This window comes from Escherichia sp. E2661 (assembly GCF_004745185.1).
Classification (GTDB): domain Bacteria; phylum Pseudomonadota; class Gammaproteobacteria; order Enterobacterales; family Enterobacteriaceae; genus Escherichia.
The window spans coordinates 76,477-93,355 of the sequence record NZ_PDIG01000035.1 but is presented as its reverse complement, the minus strand read 5'-3'; the positions used below and the strand labels follow the sequence as shown (position 1 = coordinate 93,355).

General features: G+C 51.0%; 8 protein-coding genes, 1 tRNA gene, 2 rRNA genes, 3 pseudogenes and 1 other annotated feature. Of the genes and pseudogenes, 5 read left to right on the top strand and 9 right to left on the bottom strand.

Annotated features, from left to right (window positions below; genetic code table 11):
- Positions 1 to 44 precede the first annotated feature (44 nt).
- The 6 genes and pseudogenes from CRI63_RS17565 to rluD all read right to left on the bottom strand — a co-directional run bounded on the left by CRI63_RS17565 (position 45) and on the right by rluD (position 9,704).
- Positions 45 to 2,946, bottom strand: a 23S ribosomal RNA gene (locus CRI63_RS17565).
- 193 nt (positions 2,947 to 3,139) lie between these two features.
- Positions 3,140 to 3,215, bottom strand: a tRNA-Glu gene (locus tag CRI63_RS17560).
- Between the two features lie 85 nt (positions 3,216 to 3,300).
- A 16S ribosomal RNA gene (locus CRI63_RS17555) occupies positions 3,301 to 4,842 on the bottom strand.
- The 16S and 23S rRNA genes sit together here with 1 tRNA gene alongside, the layout of an rRNA operon.
- 449 nt (positions 4,843 to 5,291) lie before the next feature.
- Positions 5,292 to 7,866: pseudogene (clpB, locus tag CRI63_RS17545) on the bottom strand (ATP-dependent chaperone ClpB).
- A gap of 129 nt (positions 7,867 to 7,995) precedes the next feature.
- The gene (gene yfiH / locus CRI63_RS17540) at positions 7,996 to 8,727 is read right to left on the bottom strand and encodes a purine nucleoside phosphorylase YfiH (RefSeq protein WP_135487413.1); all 732 of its coding nucleotides are present in this window, start codon (positions 8,725 to 8,727) and stop codon (positions 7,996 to 7,998) included.
- Positions 8,724 to 9,704, bottom strand: a complete 981-nt coding sequence (rluD, locus tag CRI63_RS17535) for a 23S rRNA pseudouridine(1911/1915/1917) synthase RluD (protein ID WP_115438707.1) — start codon at positions 9,702 to 9,704, stop codon at positions 8,724 to 8,726. The genes yfiH and rluD overlap by 4 nt, the downstream gene beginning before the upstream one ends.
- A gap of 134 nt (positions 9,705 to 9,838) precedes the next feature.
- Between rluD and bamD the strand changes: the two genes are divergently transcribed.
- On the top strand, positions 9,839 to 10,576 hold the full coding sequence (gene bamD, locus CRI63_RS17530; RefSeq protein ID WP_000197686.1) for an outer membrane protein assembly factor BamD: 738 nt from the start codon (positions 9,839 to 9,841) through the stop codon (positions 10,574 to 10,576).
- 50 nt (positions 10,577 to 10,626) lie between these two features.
- Here bamD and CRI63_RS17525 read toward each other — a convergent pair.
- Positions 10,627 to 11,956, bottom strand: a pseudogene (locus tag CRI63_RS17525) (IS4-like element IS4 family transposase).
- A 332-nt stretch (positions 11,957 to 12,288) separates the two neighbouring features.
- On the opposite strand from CRI63_RS17525, the gene raiA reads away from it, so the two are divergent.
- The 3 genes and pseudogenes from raiA (at position 12,289) to pheA (ending at position 14,042) form a co-directional block, all read left to right on the top strand.
- A complete protein-coding gene (gene raiA, locus CRI63_RS17520; protein ID WP_000178461.1) occupies positions 12,289 to 12,630 on the top strand; it encodes a ribosome-associated translation inhibitor RaiA in 342 nt (113 codons plus the stop codon).
- A gap of 102 nt (positions 12,631 to 12,732) precedes the next feature.
- Positions 12,733 to 12,858: a sequence feature (Phe leader region), on the top strand.
- Positions 12,734 to 12,781 carry a pheA operon leader peptide PheL gene (gene pheL / locus CRI63_RS17515; protein WP_100229775.1) on the top strand — a complete coding sequence of 16 codons (48 nt, stop codon included), beginning with the start codon at positions 12,734 to 12,736 and terminating at the stop codon, positions 12,779 to 12,781. Its footprint overlaps the feature before it by 48 nt.
- Positions 12,859 to 12,880: 22 nt before the next feature.
- Positions 12,881 to 14,042: pseudogene (pheA, locus tag CRI63_RS17510) on the top strand (bifunctional chorismate mutase/prephenate dehydratase).
- Positions 14,043 to 14,083: 41 nt separating this feature from the next.
- Here pheA and tyrA read toward each other — a convergent pair.
- Together tyrA and aroF are read right to left on the bottom strand one after the other, a co-directional pair.
- A complete protein-coding gene (gene tyrA / locus CRI63_RS17505) occupies positions 14,084 to 15,205 on the bottom strand; it encodes a bifunctional chorismate mutase/prephenate dehydrogenase (protein ID WP_135403821.1) in 1,122 nt (373 codons plus the stop codon).
- A gap of 10 nt (positions 15,206 to 15,215) precedes the next feature.
- Positions 15,216 to 16,286 carry a 3-deoxy-7-phosphoheptulonate synthase AroF gene (aroF, locus tag CRI63_RS17500; protein WP_130217289.1) on the bottom strand — a complete coding sequence of 357 codons (1,071 nt, stop codon included), beginning with the start codon at positions 16,284 to 16,286 and terminating at the stop codon, positions 15,216 to 15,218.
- Positions 16,287 to 16,497: 211 nt separating this feature from the next.
- Here aroF and CRI63_RS17495 point away from each other — a divergent pair, with 211 nt between their 5' ends.
- Entirely contained in the window at positions 16,498 to 16,860 is a 363-nt protein-coding gene (locus CRI63_RS17495) for a DUF2799 domain-containing protein (RefSeq protein ID WP_130217287.1), read from the top strand.
- Positions 16,861 to 16,879 lie beyond the last annotated feature (19 nt).

The window sequence follows — 16,879 nt, the reverse complement described above, 5'->3', positions numbered from 1 at the left end:
CTTACTTATCGATGTCTCATCCGCCAAAACATCTTCGGCGTTGTAAGGTTAAGCCTCACGGTTCATTAGTACCGGTTAGCTCAACGCATCGCTGCGCTTACACACCCGGCCTATCAACGTCGTCGTCTTCAACGTTCCTTCAGGAGACTTAAAGTCTCAGGGAGAACTCATCTCGGGGCAAGTTTCGTGCTTAGATGCTTTCAGCACTTATCTCTTCCGCATTTAGCTACCGGGCAGTGCCATTGGCATGACAACCCGAACACCAGTGATGCGTCCACTCCGGTCCTCTCGTACTAGGAGCAGCCCCCCTCAGTTCTCCAGCGCCCACGGCAGATAGGGACCGAACTGTCTCACGACGTTCTAAACCCAGCTCGCGTACCACTTTAAATGGCGAACAGCCATACCCTTGGGACCTACTTCAGCCCCAGGATGTGATGAGCCGACATCGAGGTGCCAAACACCGCCGTCGATATGAACTCTTGGGCGGTATCAGCCTGTTATCCCCGGAGTACCTTTTATCCGTTGAGCGATGGCCCTTCCATTCAGAACCACCGGATCACTATGACCTGCTTTCGCACCTGCTCGCGCCGTCACGCTCGCAGTCAAGCTGGCTTATGCCATTGCACTAACCTCCTGATGTCCGACCAGGATTAGCCAACCTTCGTGCTCCTCCGTTACTCTTTAGGAGGAGACCGCCCCAGTCAAACTACCCACCAGACACTGTCCGCAACCCGGATCACGGGTCCACGTTAGAACATCAAACATTAAAGGGTGGTATTTCAAGGTCGGCTCCATGCAGACTGGCGTCCACACTTCAAAGCCTCCCACCTATCCTACACATCAAGGCTCAATGTTCAGTGTCAAGCTATAGTAAAGGTTCACGGGGTCTTTCCGTCTTGCCGCGGGTACACTGCATCTTCACAGCGAGTTCAATTTCACTGAGTCTCGGGTGGAGACAGCCTGGCCATCATTACGCCATTCGTGCAGGTCGGAACTTACCCGACAAGGAATTTCGCTACCTTAGGACCGTTATAGTTACGGCCGCCGTTTACCGGGGCTTCGATCAAGAGCTTCGCTTGCGCTGACCCCATCAATTAACCTTCCGGCACCGGGCAGGCGTCACACCGTATACGTCCACTTTCGTGTTTGCACAGTGCTGTGTTTTTAATAAACAGTTGCAGCCAGCTGGTATCTTCGACTGATTTCAGCTCCATCCGCGAGGGACTTCACCTACATATCAGCGTGCCTTCTCCCGAAGTTACGGCACCATTTTGCCTAGTTCCTTCACCCGAGTTCTCTCAAGCGCCTTGGTATTCTCTACCTGACCACCTGTGTCGGTTTGGGGTACGATTTGATGTTACCTGATGCTTAGAGGCTTTTCCTGGAAGCAGGGCATTTGTTGCTTCAGCACCGTAGTGCCTCGTCATCACGCCTCAGCCTTGATTTTCCGGATTTGCCTGGAAAACCAGCCTACACGCTTAAACCGGGACAACCGTCGCCCGGCCAACATAGCCTTCTCCGTCCCCCCTTCGCAGTAACACCAAGTACAGGAATATTAACCTGTTTCCCATCGACTACGCCTTTCGGCCTCGCCTTAGGGGTCGACTCACCCTGCCCCGATTAACGTTGGACAGGAACCCTTGGTCTTCCGGCGAGCGGGCTTTTCACCCGCTTTATCGTTACTTATGTCAGCATTCGCACTTCTGATACCTCCAGCAACCCTCACAGGCCACCTTCACAGGCTTACAGAACGCTCCCCTACCCAACAACACATAGTGTCGCTGCCGCAGCTTCGGTGCATGGTTTAGCCCCGTTACATCTTCCGCGCAGGCCGACTCGACCAGTGAGCTATTACGCTTTCTTTAAATGATGGCTGCTTCTAAGCCAACATCCTGGCTGTCTGGGCCTTCCCACATCGTTTCCCACTTAACCATGACTTTGGGACCTTAGCTGGCGGTCTGGGTTGTTTCCCTCTTCACGACGGACGTTAGCACCCGCCGTGTGTCTCCCGTGATAACATTCTCCGGTATTCGCAGTTTGCATCGGGTTGGTAAGTCGGGATGACCCCCTTGCCGAAACAGTGCTCTACCCCCGGAGATGAATTCACGAGGCGCTACCTAAATAGCTTTCGGGGAGAACCAGCTATCTCCCGGTTTGATTGGCCTTTCACCCCCAGCCACAAGTCATCCGCTAATTTTTCAACATTAGTCGGTTCGGTCCTCCAGTTAGTGTTACCCAACCTTCAACCTGCCCATGGCTAGATCACCGGGTTTCGGGTCTATACCCTGCAACTTAACGCCCAGTTAAGACTCGGTTTCCCTTCGGCTCCCCTATTCGGTTAACCTTGCTACAGAATATAAGTCGCTGACCCATTATACAAAAGGTACGCAGTCACCCCATAAAGAGGCTCCCACTGCTTGTACGTACACGGTTTCAGGTTCTTTTTCACTCCCCTCGCCGGGGTTCTTTTCGCCTTTCCCTCACGGTACTGGTTCACTATCGGTCAGTCAGGAGTATTTAGCCTTGGAGGATGGTCCCCCCATATTCAGACAGGATACCACGTGTCCCGCCCTACTCATCGAGCTCACAGCATGTGCATTTTTGTGTACGGGGCTGTCACCCTGTATCGCACGCCTTTCCAGACGCTTCCACTAACACACACACTGATTCAGGCTCTGGGCTGCTCCCCGTTCGCTCGCCGCTACTGGGGGAATCTCGGTTGATTTCTTTTCCTCGGGGTACTTAGATGTTTCAGTTCCCCCGGTTCGCCTCATTAACCTATGGATTCAGTTAATGATAGTGTGTCGAAACACACTGGGTTTCCCCATTCGGAAATCGCCGGTTATAACGGTTCATATCACCTTACCGACGCTTATCGCAGATTAGCACGTCCTTCATCGCCTCTGACTGCCAGGGCATCCACCGTGTACGCTTAGTCGCTTAACCTCACAACCCGAAGATGTTTCTTTCGATTCATCATCGTGTTGCGAAAATTTGAGAGACTCACGAACAACTTTCGTTGTTCAGTGTTTCAATTTTCAGCTTGATCCAGATTTTTAAAGAGCAAATATCTCAAACATCACTCGTAAGTGAGTTTTGAGATACAGAGGTCGGCGACTTTCACTCACAAACCAGCAAGTGGCGTCCCCTAGGGGATTCGAACCCCTGTTACCGCCGTGAAAGGGCGGTGTCCTGGGCCTCTAGACGAAGGGGACGTATCAGTCTGCTTCGCAAGACGCCTTGCTTTTCACTTTCTATCAGACAATCTGTGTGAGCACTTCAAAGAACGCTTCTTTAAGGTAAGGAGGTGATCCAACCGCAGGTTCCCCTACGGTTACCTTGTTACGACTTCACCCCAGTCATGAATCACAAAGTGGTAAGCGCCCTCCCGAAGGTTAAGCTACCTACTTCTTTTGCAACCCACTCCCATGGTGTGACGGGCGGTGTGTACAAGGCCCGGGAACGTATTCACCGTGGCATTCTGATCCACGATTACTAGCGATTCCGACTTCATGGAGTCGAGTTGCAGACTCCAATCCGGACTACGACGCACTTTATGAGGTCCGCTTGCTCTCGCGAGGTCGCTTCTCTTTGTATGCGCCATTGTAGCACGTGTGTAGCCCTGGTCGTAAGGGCCATGATGACTTGACGTCATCCCCACCTTCCTCCAGTTTATCACTGGCAGTCTCCTTTGAGTTCCCGGCCGGACCGCTGGCAACAAAGGATAAGGGTTGCGCTCGTTGCGGGACTTAACCCAACATTTCACAACACGAGCTGACGACAGCCATGCAGCACCTGTCTCACGGTTCCCGAAGGCACATTCTCATCTCTGAAAACTTCCGTGGATGTCAAGACCAGGTAAGGTTCTTCGCGTTGCATCGAATTAAACCACATGCTCCACCGCTTGTGCGGGCCCCCGTCAATTCATTTGAGTTTTAACCTTGCGGCCGTACTCCCCAGGCGGTCGACTTAACGCGTTAGCTCCGGAAGCCACGCCTCAAGGGCACAACCTCCAAGTCGACATCGTTTACGGCGTGGACTACCAGGGTATCTAATCCTGTTTGCTCCCCACGCTTTCGCACCTGAGCGTCAGTCTTCGTCCAGGGGGCCGCCTTCGCCACCGGTATTCCTCCAGATCTCTACGCATTTCACCGCTACACCTGGAATTCTACCCCCCTCTACGAGACTCAAGCTTGCCAGTATCAGATGCAGTTCCCAGGTTGAGCCCGGGGATTTCACATCTGACTTAACAAACCGCCTGCGTGCGCTTTACGCCCAGTAATTCCGATTAACGCTTGCACCCTCCGTATTACCGCGGCTGCTGGCACGGAGTTAGCCGGTGCTTCTTCTGCGGGTAACGTCAATGAGCAAAGGTATTAACTTTACTCCCTTCCTCCCCGCTGAAAGTACTTTACAACCCGAAGGCCTTCTTCATACACGCGGCATGGCTGCATCAGGCTTGCGCCCATTGTGCAATATTCCCCACTGCTGCCTCCCGTAGGAGTCTGGACCGTGTCTCAGTTCCAGTGTGGCTGGTCATCCTCTCAGACCAGCTAGGGATCGTCGCCTAGGTGAGCCGTTACCCCACCTACTAGCTAATCCCATCTGGGCACATCCGATGGCAAGAGGCCCGAAGGTCCCCCTCTTTGGTCTTGCGACGTTATGCGGTATTAGCCACCGTTTCCAGTAGTTATCCCCCCCCATCAGGCAGTTTCCCAGACATTACTCACCCGTCCGCCACTCGTCAGCGAAACAGCAAGCTGTTTCCTGTTACCGTTCGACTTGCATGTGTTAGGCCTGCCGCCAGCGTTCAATCTGAGCCATGATCAAACTCTTCAATTTAAAAGCTTGATGCTCAAAGAATTAAACTTCGTAATGAATTACGTGTTCACTCTTGAGACTTGGTATTCATTTATCGTCTTGCGACGTTAAGAATCCGCATCTTCGAGTGCCCACACAGATTGTCTGATAAATTGTTAAAGAGCAGTTGCGACGCGGCTTTCAGCTCACTGTCGCGAGGTGGCGTATATTACGCTTTCCTCTTTCAGAGTCAAGCGTTTATTTTCGCTTTTCTCTGCCGGAATTCTCATGAGAATCCCACTGACCCGGCGGCGTGTTTGCCGTTGTTCCGTGTCAGTGGTGGCGCATTATAGGGAGTTATTCTGAAGAGACAAGCGGAAAATATAAAAAATTTATCGTTCGTTCAATTCTTAAGCAAAACACCTTAAAAACGACCATTTTCGGTTGGAAATTAGACAAAAAGCGAGCCCCGAAGGGCTCGCTTTTCTTATTTACTGGACGGCGACAATCCGGTCTTCATTAACTTCCAGGCGAATAACTTTACCCGGAACCAATTCACCAGACAGTATTTGCTGTGCCAGCGGGTTTTCGATCTGCTGCTGAATTGCACGTTTCAGAGGACGTGCGCCATAGACCGGATCGTAACCGTTCTCGCTCAGCAGTTTCAGCGCCTCGTCAGAAATGTGGATTTCATAACCACGTTCTTCCAGACGTTTGTACAGACGTTTCAACTGAATCTGCGCAATCGACGCAATGTGCTGTTCACCCAGCGGATGGAAGACTACCACTTCATCGATACGGTTAATGAATTCCGGACGGAAGTTATGGCTTACCACACCGAGCACCAGCTCTTTCATGCGCGCATAATCCAGTTCACCAAAGCGTTCCTGAATCAGATCAGAACCGAGGTTAGAAGTCATAATGACCACCGTATTACGGAAGTCGACCGTTCTCCCCTGCCCGTCAGTCAAACGTCCATCATCCAGTACCTGCAACAGAATGTTGAAGACATCCGGATGCGCTTTTTCCACTTCATCCAGCAGGATGACGGAATACGGACGACGACGCACCGCTTCAGTCAGGTAGCCACCTTCTTCATAACCGACATATCCCGGAGGCGCACCAACCAGACGAGACACCGAGTGTTTCTCCATAAACTCAGACATATCGATACGGACCATCGCCTCGTCGCTATCAAACATAAAGTTCGCCAGCGCCTTACAAAGTTCAGTTTTACCCACACCTGTTGGGCCGAGGAACAGGAATGAACCAATCGGGCGATTTGGATCCGCCAGCCCCGCACGGCTACGACGAATAGCGTTAGATACCGCATCAACCGCTTCGTTCTGACCAATAACGCGCTGGTGCAATTCTTGCTCCATACGCAGCAGTTTTTCGCGCTCGCTTTCCATCATGCGAGAAACCGGAATCCCCGTCCAACGCGCCAGCACTTCAGCAATTTCGGCGTCGGTCACTTTATTACGCAACAGACGCATAGTTTTACCTTCGAGCTGCGTTGCGGCTTCCAGTTGCTTTTCCAGTTCCGGGATTTTGCCGTATTGCAGTTCAGACATCCGCGCCAGGTCACCCACACGGCGAGCCTGTTCAATGGCGATTTTTGCCTGCTCCAGTTCCGCTTTAATGGTCTGCGTACCAGAGAGCGACGCTTTCTCTGCTTTCCACTCTTCTTCTAACTCGGAGTACTGACGTTCTTTGTCGCTCAGTTCTTCGTTGAGCATATCCAGGCGTTTTTTTACTGGCTTCATCAGACTCTTTCATTAACGCCTGTTGTTCCAGTTTGAGCTGGATAATACGGCGATCAAGTCGGTCGAGTTCTTCCGGTTTTGAGTCAATCTGCATACGAATGCTGGATGCTGCTTCATCGATCAGGTCGATGGCTTTATCCGGCAGCTGACGGTCAGCAATGTAGCGATGAGACAACGTCGCCGCTGCAACAATTGCCGGGTCAGTAATTTGCACATGGTGGTGCAGCTCGTAACGTTCTTTCAGGCCACGCAGAATAGCAATGGTGTCTTCAACAGAAGGCTCGGCAACAAACACTTTCTGGAAGCGACGTTCCAACGCAGCATCTTTTTCGATGTACTGGCGATATTCGTCCAGCGTCGTAGCACCCACACAGTGCAGTTCACCACGCGCCAGTGCCGGTTTCAGCATATTCCCGGCGTCCATTGCGCCATCGGCTTTACCTGCGCCAACCATAGTATGTAATTCGTCGATAAACAGGATGACGTTGCCTTCCTGTTTGGAGAGATCGTTAAGCACGCCTTTTAAACGTTCTTCAAACTCACCGCGATATTTCGCCCCAGCCACCAGCGCGCCCATATCCAGCGCCAGTACGCGGCGGCCTTTCAGCCCTTCCGGCACTTCGCCATTGATAATACGCTGCGCCAGACCTTCAACGATGGCAGTTTTACCAACACCAGGTTCACCAATCAGCACCGGGTTATTTTTAGTACGACGTTGCAGTACCTGAATGGTACGGCGAATTTCTTCATCACGACCAATCACCGGATCGAGTTTGCCTTGTTCGGCTCGTTCGGTAAGGTCGATGGTGTATTTTTTCAAAGCCTGACGTTGGTCTTCAGCTCCTTGATCGTTCACGCTTTCACCTCCGCGCATTTGTTCAATCGCTTGAGTAATGTTGGCGGTGGTCGCCCCTGCTGCTTTCAGGATATCGGCCAGCGTGCCGCGAGACTCAAGTGCCGCCAGAACGAACAGTTCTGACGAGATAAAGTTATCACCACGTTTTTGCGCCAGCTTGTCGCAAAGATTAAGAACGCGCACCAGATCCTGTGATGGCTGGACATCACCACCAGTACCTTCAACCTGCGGTAAACGGTTTAATGCCTGAGTGATATCTGTGCGCAACTGGCCTGCATTAATGCCAGCGGATGTTAATAAAGGACTAACCGAACCCCCTTCCTGATTCAGCAGGGCGCTCATTAAATGAAGTGGTTCGATGAATTGGTTGTCGTGCCCGAGTGCAAGTGATTGGGCATCGGCAAGAGCAAGCTGGAATTTATTAGTAAGACGATCCAGACGCATAACTCCTCCCATAACGGATCAAAGTTGCTACTGGAGATTAAATGAGGTCATCCCTCAATTATTCAAGGTTATTGACCAGATTAATGTGAAAAGAAAATCACGCGTACCGGATCGTCTTGATTCTTTAGGTTATATCAGCCAAATGAAACTTGCCATACGACCGGTGGTCTTGTCGCGACGATAAGAGAAGAAAGTCTCATTTTCCGTATATGTACAACGGTCGCCGCCGAAAATTTGTTCAACACCAACGCTCGCCAGACGCTGCCGGGCAAGCTGATAAATATCCGCCAGATACTTATCACCATGCTGAATGAAAGCTGTACTCGCTTTGGCGTCTACTGCCATAAACGCCTCGCGAACCTCCGGCCCCACTTCAAACGCGCGTGGACCAATTGCCGGCCCCAACCAGGCAAGAATGTTTTCGGGCTTATCGGCAAAGCAGGAAACCGTCTCTTCCAGAACGCCAGCGCACAATCCGCGCCAGCCTGCATGGGCAGCCGCGACTTCCGTTCCTGCCCGATTGCAAAACAGCACAGGCAGGCAATCGGCTGTCATTACGGCACAAACCGTGCCGGGTGTGTTGCTATACGAGGCATCCGCCCGTTTTGAGGTATAAGGTTCGCCAGTAAGCTTAAGCACATCTTTGCCGTGTACCTGCTCAAGCCAGACCGGTTTTGAAGGCAAATTACCCGCAGCAAAAAGCCGCTTGCGATTTTCCTCGACGTGCTCCGGGTTATCACCACAATGAGCACCGAGGTTGAGCGAGTCGTAGGGCGGCAAGCTCACGCCGCCGATACGGGTAGAGCTACAGGCCGCAACACCTTTTGGCAGCGGCCACTGCGGGACAATCAGCTTACTCATAACCAGTCCACTTCATCCTTATGCTCTTCGAAATCGGCGCGCATCACCTCAATCAGCTCCACCATATCTTGCGGAATAGGCGCATGCCATTCCATTTCGATGCCGGAGATCGGGTGATAAAGACGCAGCATGGTTGCATGTAGCGCCTGGCGGTCAAACTTACGCAGCGTGGAGATAAACGCTTCCGAAGCACCTTTTGGCGGACGCGGACGGCCACCATAAACCGGATCGCCCACCAGCGGGTGGGTGATATGGGCCATATGCACGCGGATCTGGTGCGTACGTCCAGTTTCCAGACGCAGCCGCAGACGCGTGTGCACACGGAAGTGTTCCATAATGCGATAGTGAGTGACCGCCGGTTTGCCCATGGGATGTACCGCCATGTGAGTACGTTTGGTCGGGTGGCGGCTGATTGGCTCATCCACCGTGCCACCAGCAGTCATATGACCAATGGCTACCGCTTCATACTCACGAGTAATTTCACGTCGTTGCAGAGATTCCACCAGGCGCGTCTGGGCTGGAACGGTTTTTGCCACAACCATCAGGCCAGTGGTGTCTTTATCCAGACGATGGACAATACCCGCACGCGGTACATCGGCAATGGGTGGATAGTAATGAAGCAACGCATTCAATACCGTGCCATCCGGGTTACCCGCGCCAGGATGTACCACCAGGTCGCGCGGTTTATTAATGACGATGATGTCTTCATCTTCATAGACGATATCCAGCGGGATATCCTGCGGTTCAAAACGCGCTTCTTCTTCAATCTCGGCGTTGATGGCCACCAGCTCGCCACCTAATACTTTTTCTTTCGGCTTATCACAAACTTTGCCGTTAACCAGCACGCGCTGGTCGAGGATCCATTCTTTTATTCGCGAACGTGAATAATCCGGGAACATTTCGGCTAAAGCCTGATCTAAGCGTTGACCGAGTTGGTTTTCGGACACTGTTGCAGTGAGTTCTACTCGTTGTGCCATATATACTGCTTCTTCGTTTATCGTTGGGGTTTTACGGCTTTGCCGTTTAATATAGTGTGCTATTGTAGCTGGTCTTAACCGGGAGCAGGAACAGAGAATCTCCCGTATTACATTTTGAGGAAAGTCAAAACGTCATGACGCGCATGAAATATCTGGTGGCAGCCGCCACACTAAGCCTGTTTTTGGCGGGTTGCTCGGGGTCAAAGGAAGAAGTACCTGATAATCCGCCAAATGAAATTTACGCGACTGCACAACAAAAGCTGCAGGACGGTAACTGGAGACAGGCAATAACGCAACTGGAAGCGTTAGATAATCGCTATCCGTTTGGTCCGTATTCGCAGCAGGTGCAGCTGGATCTCATCTACGCCTACTATAAAAACGCCGATCTGCCGTTAGCACAGGCTGCCATCGATCGTTTTATTCGCCTCAACCCGACCCATCCGAATATCGATTATGTCATGTACATGCGTGGCCTGACCAATATGGCGCTGGATGACAGTGCGCTGCAAGGGTTCTTTGGCGTTGACCGTAGCGATCGCGATCCTCAACATGCTCGAGCTGCGTTTAGTGACTTTTCCAAACTGGTACGCGGCTATCCAAACAGCCAGTACACCACTGATGCAACCAAACGTCTGGTGTTCCTGAAAGATCGTCTGGCGAAATATGAATACTCCGTTGCAGAGTACTACACCGAACGTGGCGCATGGGTTGCCGTCGTCAACCGCGTCGAAGGCATGCTGCGTGACTACCCGGATACCCAGGCTACGCGTGATGCGCTGCCGCTGATGGAAAATGCTTACCGCCAGATGCAGATGAACGCTCAGGCTGAAAAAGTCGCGAAAATTATTGCCGCTAACAGCAGCAACACTTAACTGGTGTAATATACGCAAAACGGCAGCCCTGGAGCTGTAATGCCAGTCAGTTAAGCAACTGACTGGCTCTTTTTCGGGGCTGTGGGGTATTTCCAGGGCCTCTCCTTTACCACTCTCGGGAAGGCCCTTTCCCTTCTTGTCGGTAATTTCACTAGTTGTCCCATACTTGCAAGATCGCGCGTCAGCTCCGGTATACGTCCCGGTGAAGCGCCCTGCAATGTCATCAGCATTCTCATCACCATTCCGCATGATTCTGAGAAACTCAGTTGATTCGGCCAGTAACCTTTCAGATGTTCCGCCATTTTAATCATCTGATATCTCACCAGATTATAAGCCAGTAAGACACCCCACAGCTCTTGCTCCACAAGCTCCGGCTTTTTACTTCTCAGCGTCAGCCTGCTCAGTTGCATCGTCTGTTTTATCTCCCTGTATCCCAGTTCGATTTCCCAGCGATGACTGTACAGATCCGCCATTTCTCCTCCGGGGAAGCGCATGGCGTCCGTCATCGACGTCAGCAGATGGCAGACTTTTCCTTTGCGCGTCACGGTCAGCAGGCGGGCTGTCACCTCATTTCCCAGTCCCGGCCACTTTTTTCGTGCCTGCGGGCTGGTTTTCAGCTTCACCAGATGATCGCCTTTACCCAGTTTTCTGATCTCTTCATATTGCGCTCCCTTTCTGAGAGGGATCATCCAGTGGCGGTGTTCTCCCGCCAGGCTCCAGGCATTTAACAGTCCCAGTGAGTAATAACCTTTATCCATTAACGTTAGGGTGTTATCGCCGGTTTGTTCTATAAGTTGCTCAGCAAGCTCATTTTCGCTGTTCTTCATCGTGCCGAAGGCTGCAGCCGTCAGCAGATGGCTGGTCAGTTCCATCTGGCAGACCATTTTGACCTGTGGGTAGAGTGCCGGGTTCCCGGCATGTGTCTGGCGGGGGGAAGGCTGCATCGTTCTCTGGTGTATCCGGTGTGCGCCAGAACACACCATCGATGGCCAGCAGGGTCTGGCCGCACCAGTGCGGATGCGGCGTGGCGTTATGCCAGAGCTGCGCTGTTTTCGTGAACACGCGGCGGACAGCCTCACTTCCCAGACGCTGGCGGGCCTGAATAACGGCACTGGGGGCAACGAAGGGGCGATTGCCCGGCAGCATGATGTCCAGGCGATTCACAATCTGGTGAAGAGGTTCTTTACGCTCAAGCGCCATGCCAACAATACACCAGACCATCATTTCGAGGGGAAGACGGCGCTTGCGTAGCGTTACAGTACCTGATTCGGCAAGGCAACGAGAGATGAGTTCGGGGTCGAGGTAATCCCCCAGAGAAGTCAGTGGGTTACGCAGAGAATCGTAACGGGATACCAAATCAAGTGCCTGTCCAATGAGCATAAAAAAATCCGGAAACGAGTGAGCGTTTCCGGATTCTTACACAGCCACTGGATCGGTCAACTGATCCTTAACTGATCGGCATTACAGCCCTGGAGCTGCCGTTTTTTTATTTCGATTTGAACGCTAACTAAAGCGATTCAGTCGCGACTGATCTTATCAAATATGGCTCGCTTTGAGACATTCCTCAAGTAAAAAAACACCTCTTCCTGCGATTTCTCACAAAAAAACCTCGTTGACAAAAAGTGACAAAATTATGAGATTTTCATCACACATTTTGACATCAGGAGCGGTATGCTGAATTCACCAAGACGGGAAGACAAGAGGTAAAATTTATGACAATGAACATTACCAGCAAACAAATGGAAATTACTCCGGCAATCCGCCAACATGTCGAAGACCGTCTCGCCAAACTGGAAAAATGGCAAACGCACCTGATTAATCCGCATATCATTCTGTCCAAGGAACCACAAGGGTTCGTTGCTGACGCCACTATCAATACACCTAACGGCGTTCTGGTTGCCAGTGGTAAACATGAAGATATGTACACTGCAATTAACGAATTGATCAACAAGCTGGAACGGCAGCTCAATAAACTGCAGCACAAAGGCGAAGCACGTCGTGCCGCAACGTCGGTGAAAGACGCCAACTTCGTCGAAGAAGTTGAAGAAGAGTAGTCCTTTATATTGAGTGTATCGCCAACGCGCCTTCGGGCGCGTTTTTTGTTGACAGCATGAAAACAGTACGGGTACTGTACTGAAGTTGCTTAAGGAAACAAACATGAAACAAACGCCGTTTTTCTTCGCATTCTTTTTTACCTTCCCCTGAATGGGAGGCGTTTCGTCGTGTGAAACAGAATGCGAAGACGAACAATAAGGCCTCCCAAATCGGGAGGCCTTTTTTATTGATAACAAAAAAGGCAACACTATGACATCGGAAAACCCGTTACTGGCGCTGCGCGAGAAAATTAGCACGCTGGACGAAAAAATTGCTGGCGTTACTGGCAGAGCGGCGCGAGCTAGCCGTTGAGGTGGGAAAAGCCAAACTGCTTTCTCATCGCCCGGTGCGTGATATCGATCGTGAGCGCGATTTGCTGGAAAGATTAATTACGCTTGGTAAGACACACCATCTGGATGCCCACTACATTACTCGCCTGTTCCAGCTCATCATTGAAGATTCCGTATTAACTCAGCAGGCTTTACTCCAGCAGCATCTCAATAAAATTAATCCGCACTCAGCCCGCATTGCTTTTCTCGGGCCCAAAGGCTCTTATTCACATCTTGCGGCGCGCCAGTACGCTGCCCGTCACTTTGAGCAATTCATTGAAAGCGGCTGCGCCAAATTTGCCGATATTTTTAATCAGGTGGAAACCGGCCAGGCCGACTATGCCGTCGTACCGATCGAAAACACCAGCTCCGGTGCCATAAACGACGTTTACGATCTGCTGCAACATACCAGCTTGTCGATTGTTGGCGAGATGACGTTAACTATCGACCATTGTTTGCTGGTTTCCGGCACCACCGATTTATCGACTATCAACACGGTCTACAGCCACCCGCAGCCGTTCCAGCAATGCAGCAAATTCCTTAACCGTTACCCGCACTGGAAGATTGAATATACCGAGAGTACGTCCGCGGCAATGGAAAAGGTTGCGCAGACAAAATCACCGCATGTTGCTGCGTTGGGAAGCGAAGCTGGCGGTTCCTTGTACGGTTTACAGGTACTGGAGCGCATTGAGGCGAATCAACGACAAAACTTCACCCGATTTGTGGTGCTGGCACGTAAAGCCATTAACGTGTCTGACCAGGTTCCGGCAAAAACCACACTGTTAATGGCTACCGGACAACAAGCTGGTGCTCTGGTTGAAGCGTTGCTGGTATTGCGCAACCACAATCTGATTATGACCCGTCTGGAATCACGCCCGATTCACGGTAATCCGTGGGAAGAGATGTTTTATCTGGATATTCAGGCCAATCTTGAATCCGTGGAAATGCAAAAGGCGTTAAAAGAGTTAGGGGAAATCACCCGTTCAATGAAGGTATTGGGCTGTTACCCAAGTGAAAACGTAGTGCCTGTTGATCCAGCCTGATGACAAAAGCCGGATGATGTGAATCATCCGGCACAGGATTATTACTGGCGGCTATCGTTCGCCTGACGCAATAATACGCGGCTTTCATTCTGGAAGCGTTGTGCGTAATCGCCGAACCAGTGCTCCACCTTGCGGAAGCTGTCAATAAACGCCTGCTTATCGCCCTGCTCCAGCAACTCAATCGCCTCACCAAAACGCTTATAATAACGTTTGATCAACGCCAGATTACGTTCTGAAGACATAATAATGTCGGCATAAAGCTGCGGATCCTGGGCAAACAGTCGCCCGACCATCGCCAGCTCAAGACGATATATGGGCGAAGAAAGTGCCAGAAGCTGCTCAAGCTGAACATTTTCTTCTGCCAGATGCAGGCCATAAGCAAAAGTGGCAAAGTGGCGCAACGCCTGGATAAACGCCATATTCTGATCATGTTCGACGGCGCTAATGCGATGCAGTCGCGCGCCCCAGACCTGAATTTGTTCAAGAAACCATTGGTACGCTTCTGGCTGACGTCCATCACACCAGACCACGACCTGCTTCGCCAGGCTGCCGCTATCCGGACCAAACATCGGGTGAAGCCCCAGCACCGGACCATCATGCGCCGCCAGCATGGCCTGTAATGGTCCATTCTTCACTGATGCCAGATCGACCAGAATACAGTCTTGCGGTAAACGTGGTAATTTGCCAATGACTTGTTCAGTAACGTGGATGGGCACACTAACAATCACCATACCGGCATCGGCAACAATCTCAGCCGCGCGATCCCAGTCATGTTGCTCCAGAATCCGCACCTGATAGCCAGAGAGCGTCAACATCTTCTCGAACAAGCGCCCCATCTGACCGCCGCCACCAACAATAACTACTGGACGTAGTGAAGGACAAAGCGTTTTAAATCCTTTGTCGTTTTCGCTGGAGTAGGACTCACGCATTACCCGACGCAGAACATCTTCAATCAGATCTGGCGGAACGCCGAGGGCTTCCGCCTCTGCGCGCCGCGAGGCCAGCATGGATGCCTCGCGCTCCGGTACATAAATGGGCAACCCAAAGCGGCTTTTCACCTCACCGACTTCAGCAACCAACTCCAGACGCTTTGCTAATAAATTCAGCAGCTCTTTATCGACTTCATCAATTTGATCGCGTAATGCGGTCAACTCAGCAACCATAATAAACCTCTTAAGCCACGCGTGCCGTCAGCTGCCCATTCAGATCCTGATGAATTTCACGCAGCAAGGCATCGGTCATTTCCCAGCTTATGCAGGCATCTGTTACGGATACACCGTATTTCATTTCACTGCGCGGTTGCTCGGAAGACTGATTGCCTTCGTGGATGTTACTTTCGATCATCAGACCAATAATTGAGCGATTGCCATCTTTAATTTGGGCAACCACGGATTCTGCCACCGCAGGCTGACGGCGATAATCTTTATTGGAATTACCGTGGCTGCAATCTACCATCAGTGAGGGGCGCAGTCCCGCCTGTTCCATCTCTTTTTCACATTGCGCGACATCCGCCGGGCTATAGTTCGGTGCTTTTCCGCCACGCAGGATCACATGTCCGTCCGGATTACCCTGAGTTTGTAGCAGCGCCACCTGTCCTGCCTGATTAATACCAACAAAGCGATGCGGTTGTGCAGCGGCACGCATAGCATTGATTGCCGTTGCCAGACTGCCATCAGTGCCGTTTTTAAAACCAACCGGCATGGAAAGCCCGGATGCCATTTCACGGTGCGTTTGCGATTCCGTGGTACGAGCACCAATTGCCGACCAGCTAAATAGATCCCCCAAATATTGCGGGCTGTTTGGATCTAACGCTTCCGTCGCCAATGGTAATCCCATATCTACCAGTTCCAACAGCAACTTACGTGCAATCTTTAATCCTGTTTCAACATCAAAGGAGCCATCCATATGTGGATCGTTAATCAACCCTTTCCAGCCGACAGTGGTACGGGGCTTTTCAAAATAGACGCGCATCACCAAATAGAGGCTATCGCTGACCTCTGCGGCAAGGGCTTTAAATCGACGAGCATATTCCAGTGCAGTTTCAGGATCATGAATGGAACAAGGACCACACACCACCAGCAGCCGGGGATCGCGCCCGGCGATGATATCTGAAATAGTTTTACGCGAATCAGCAATCTGGGCCTCTTGTTGTCGGCTTAATGGAAAAGCTGCCTTCAACTGTTCCGGGGTCATCAGAACCTGTTCGTCGGTAATATGTACGTTGTTCAGCGCGTCTTTTTGCATGATGGCGATCCTGTTTATGCTCGTTTGCGATAGTTGCTCCTCAGCGAGGATGACGCAACGATATCACAACTAGTAAAGATTTCAATCCATATTTCGTAAATAATATTTTACACCAGCAATTCAGATACGTTTTTACCACCAATAAATGTACAAATAAATTTACACACACAATAAAAACAATCCGCTATGCTTTGAAAAAGGAGAAAAAACAATGAAACACTTTATCGCCTCTTTGTTAGCTTTGGTTGTTAGCGGCTGTCAGATTGATCCCTATACTCACGCACCAACCTTGACCAGTACTGACTGGTATGATGTTGGTATGGAAGATGCGATATCAGGCGTTGCTATAAAAAATGACGATGCTTTTAACGATTCACAGGCTGATCGGGGGATATATCTTAAAGGATATGCCGAAGGGCAAAAGAAAACCTGCCAGGTCGATTTTACTTATGCCCGAGGGCTTTCCGGTAAAAGTTTCCCTGCCAGCTGCAATAATGTAGAAAATGCCAGCCAATTGCATGAAGTATGGCAAAAAGGAGCTGATGAAAATGCCCGCACGATGAGACTTAATTAATTTAAATCCCACCACAAAA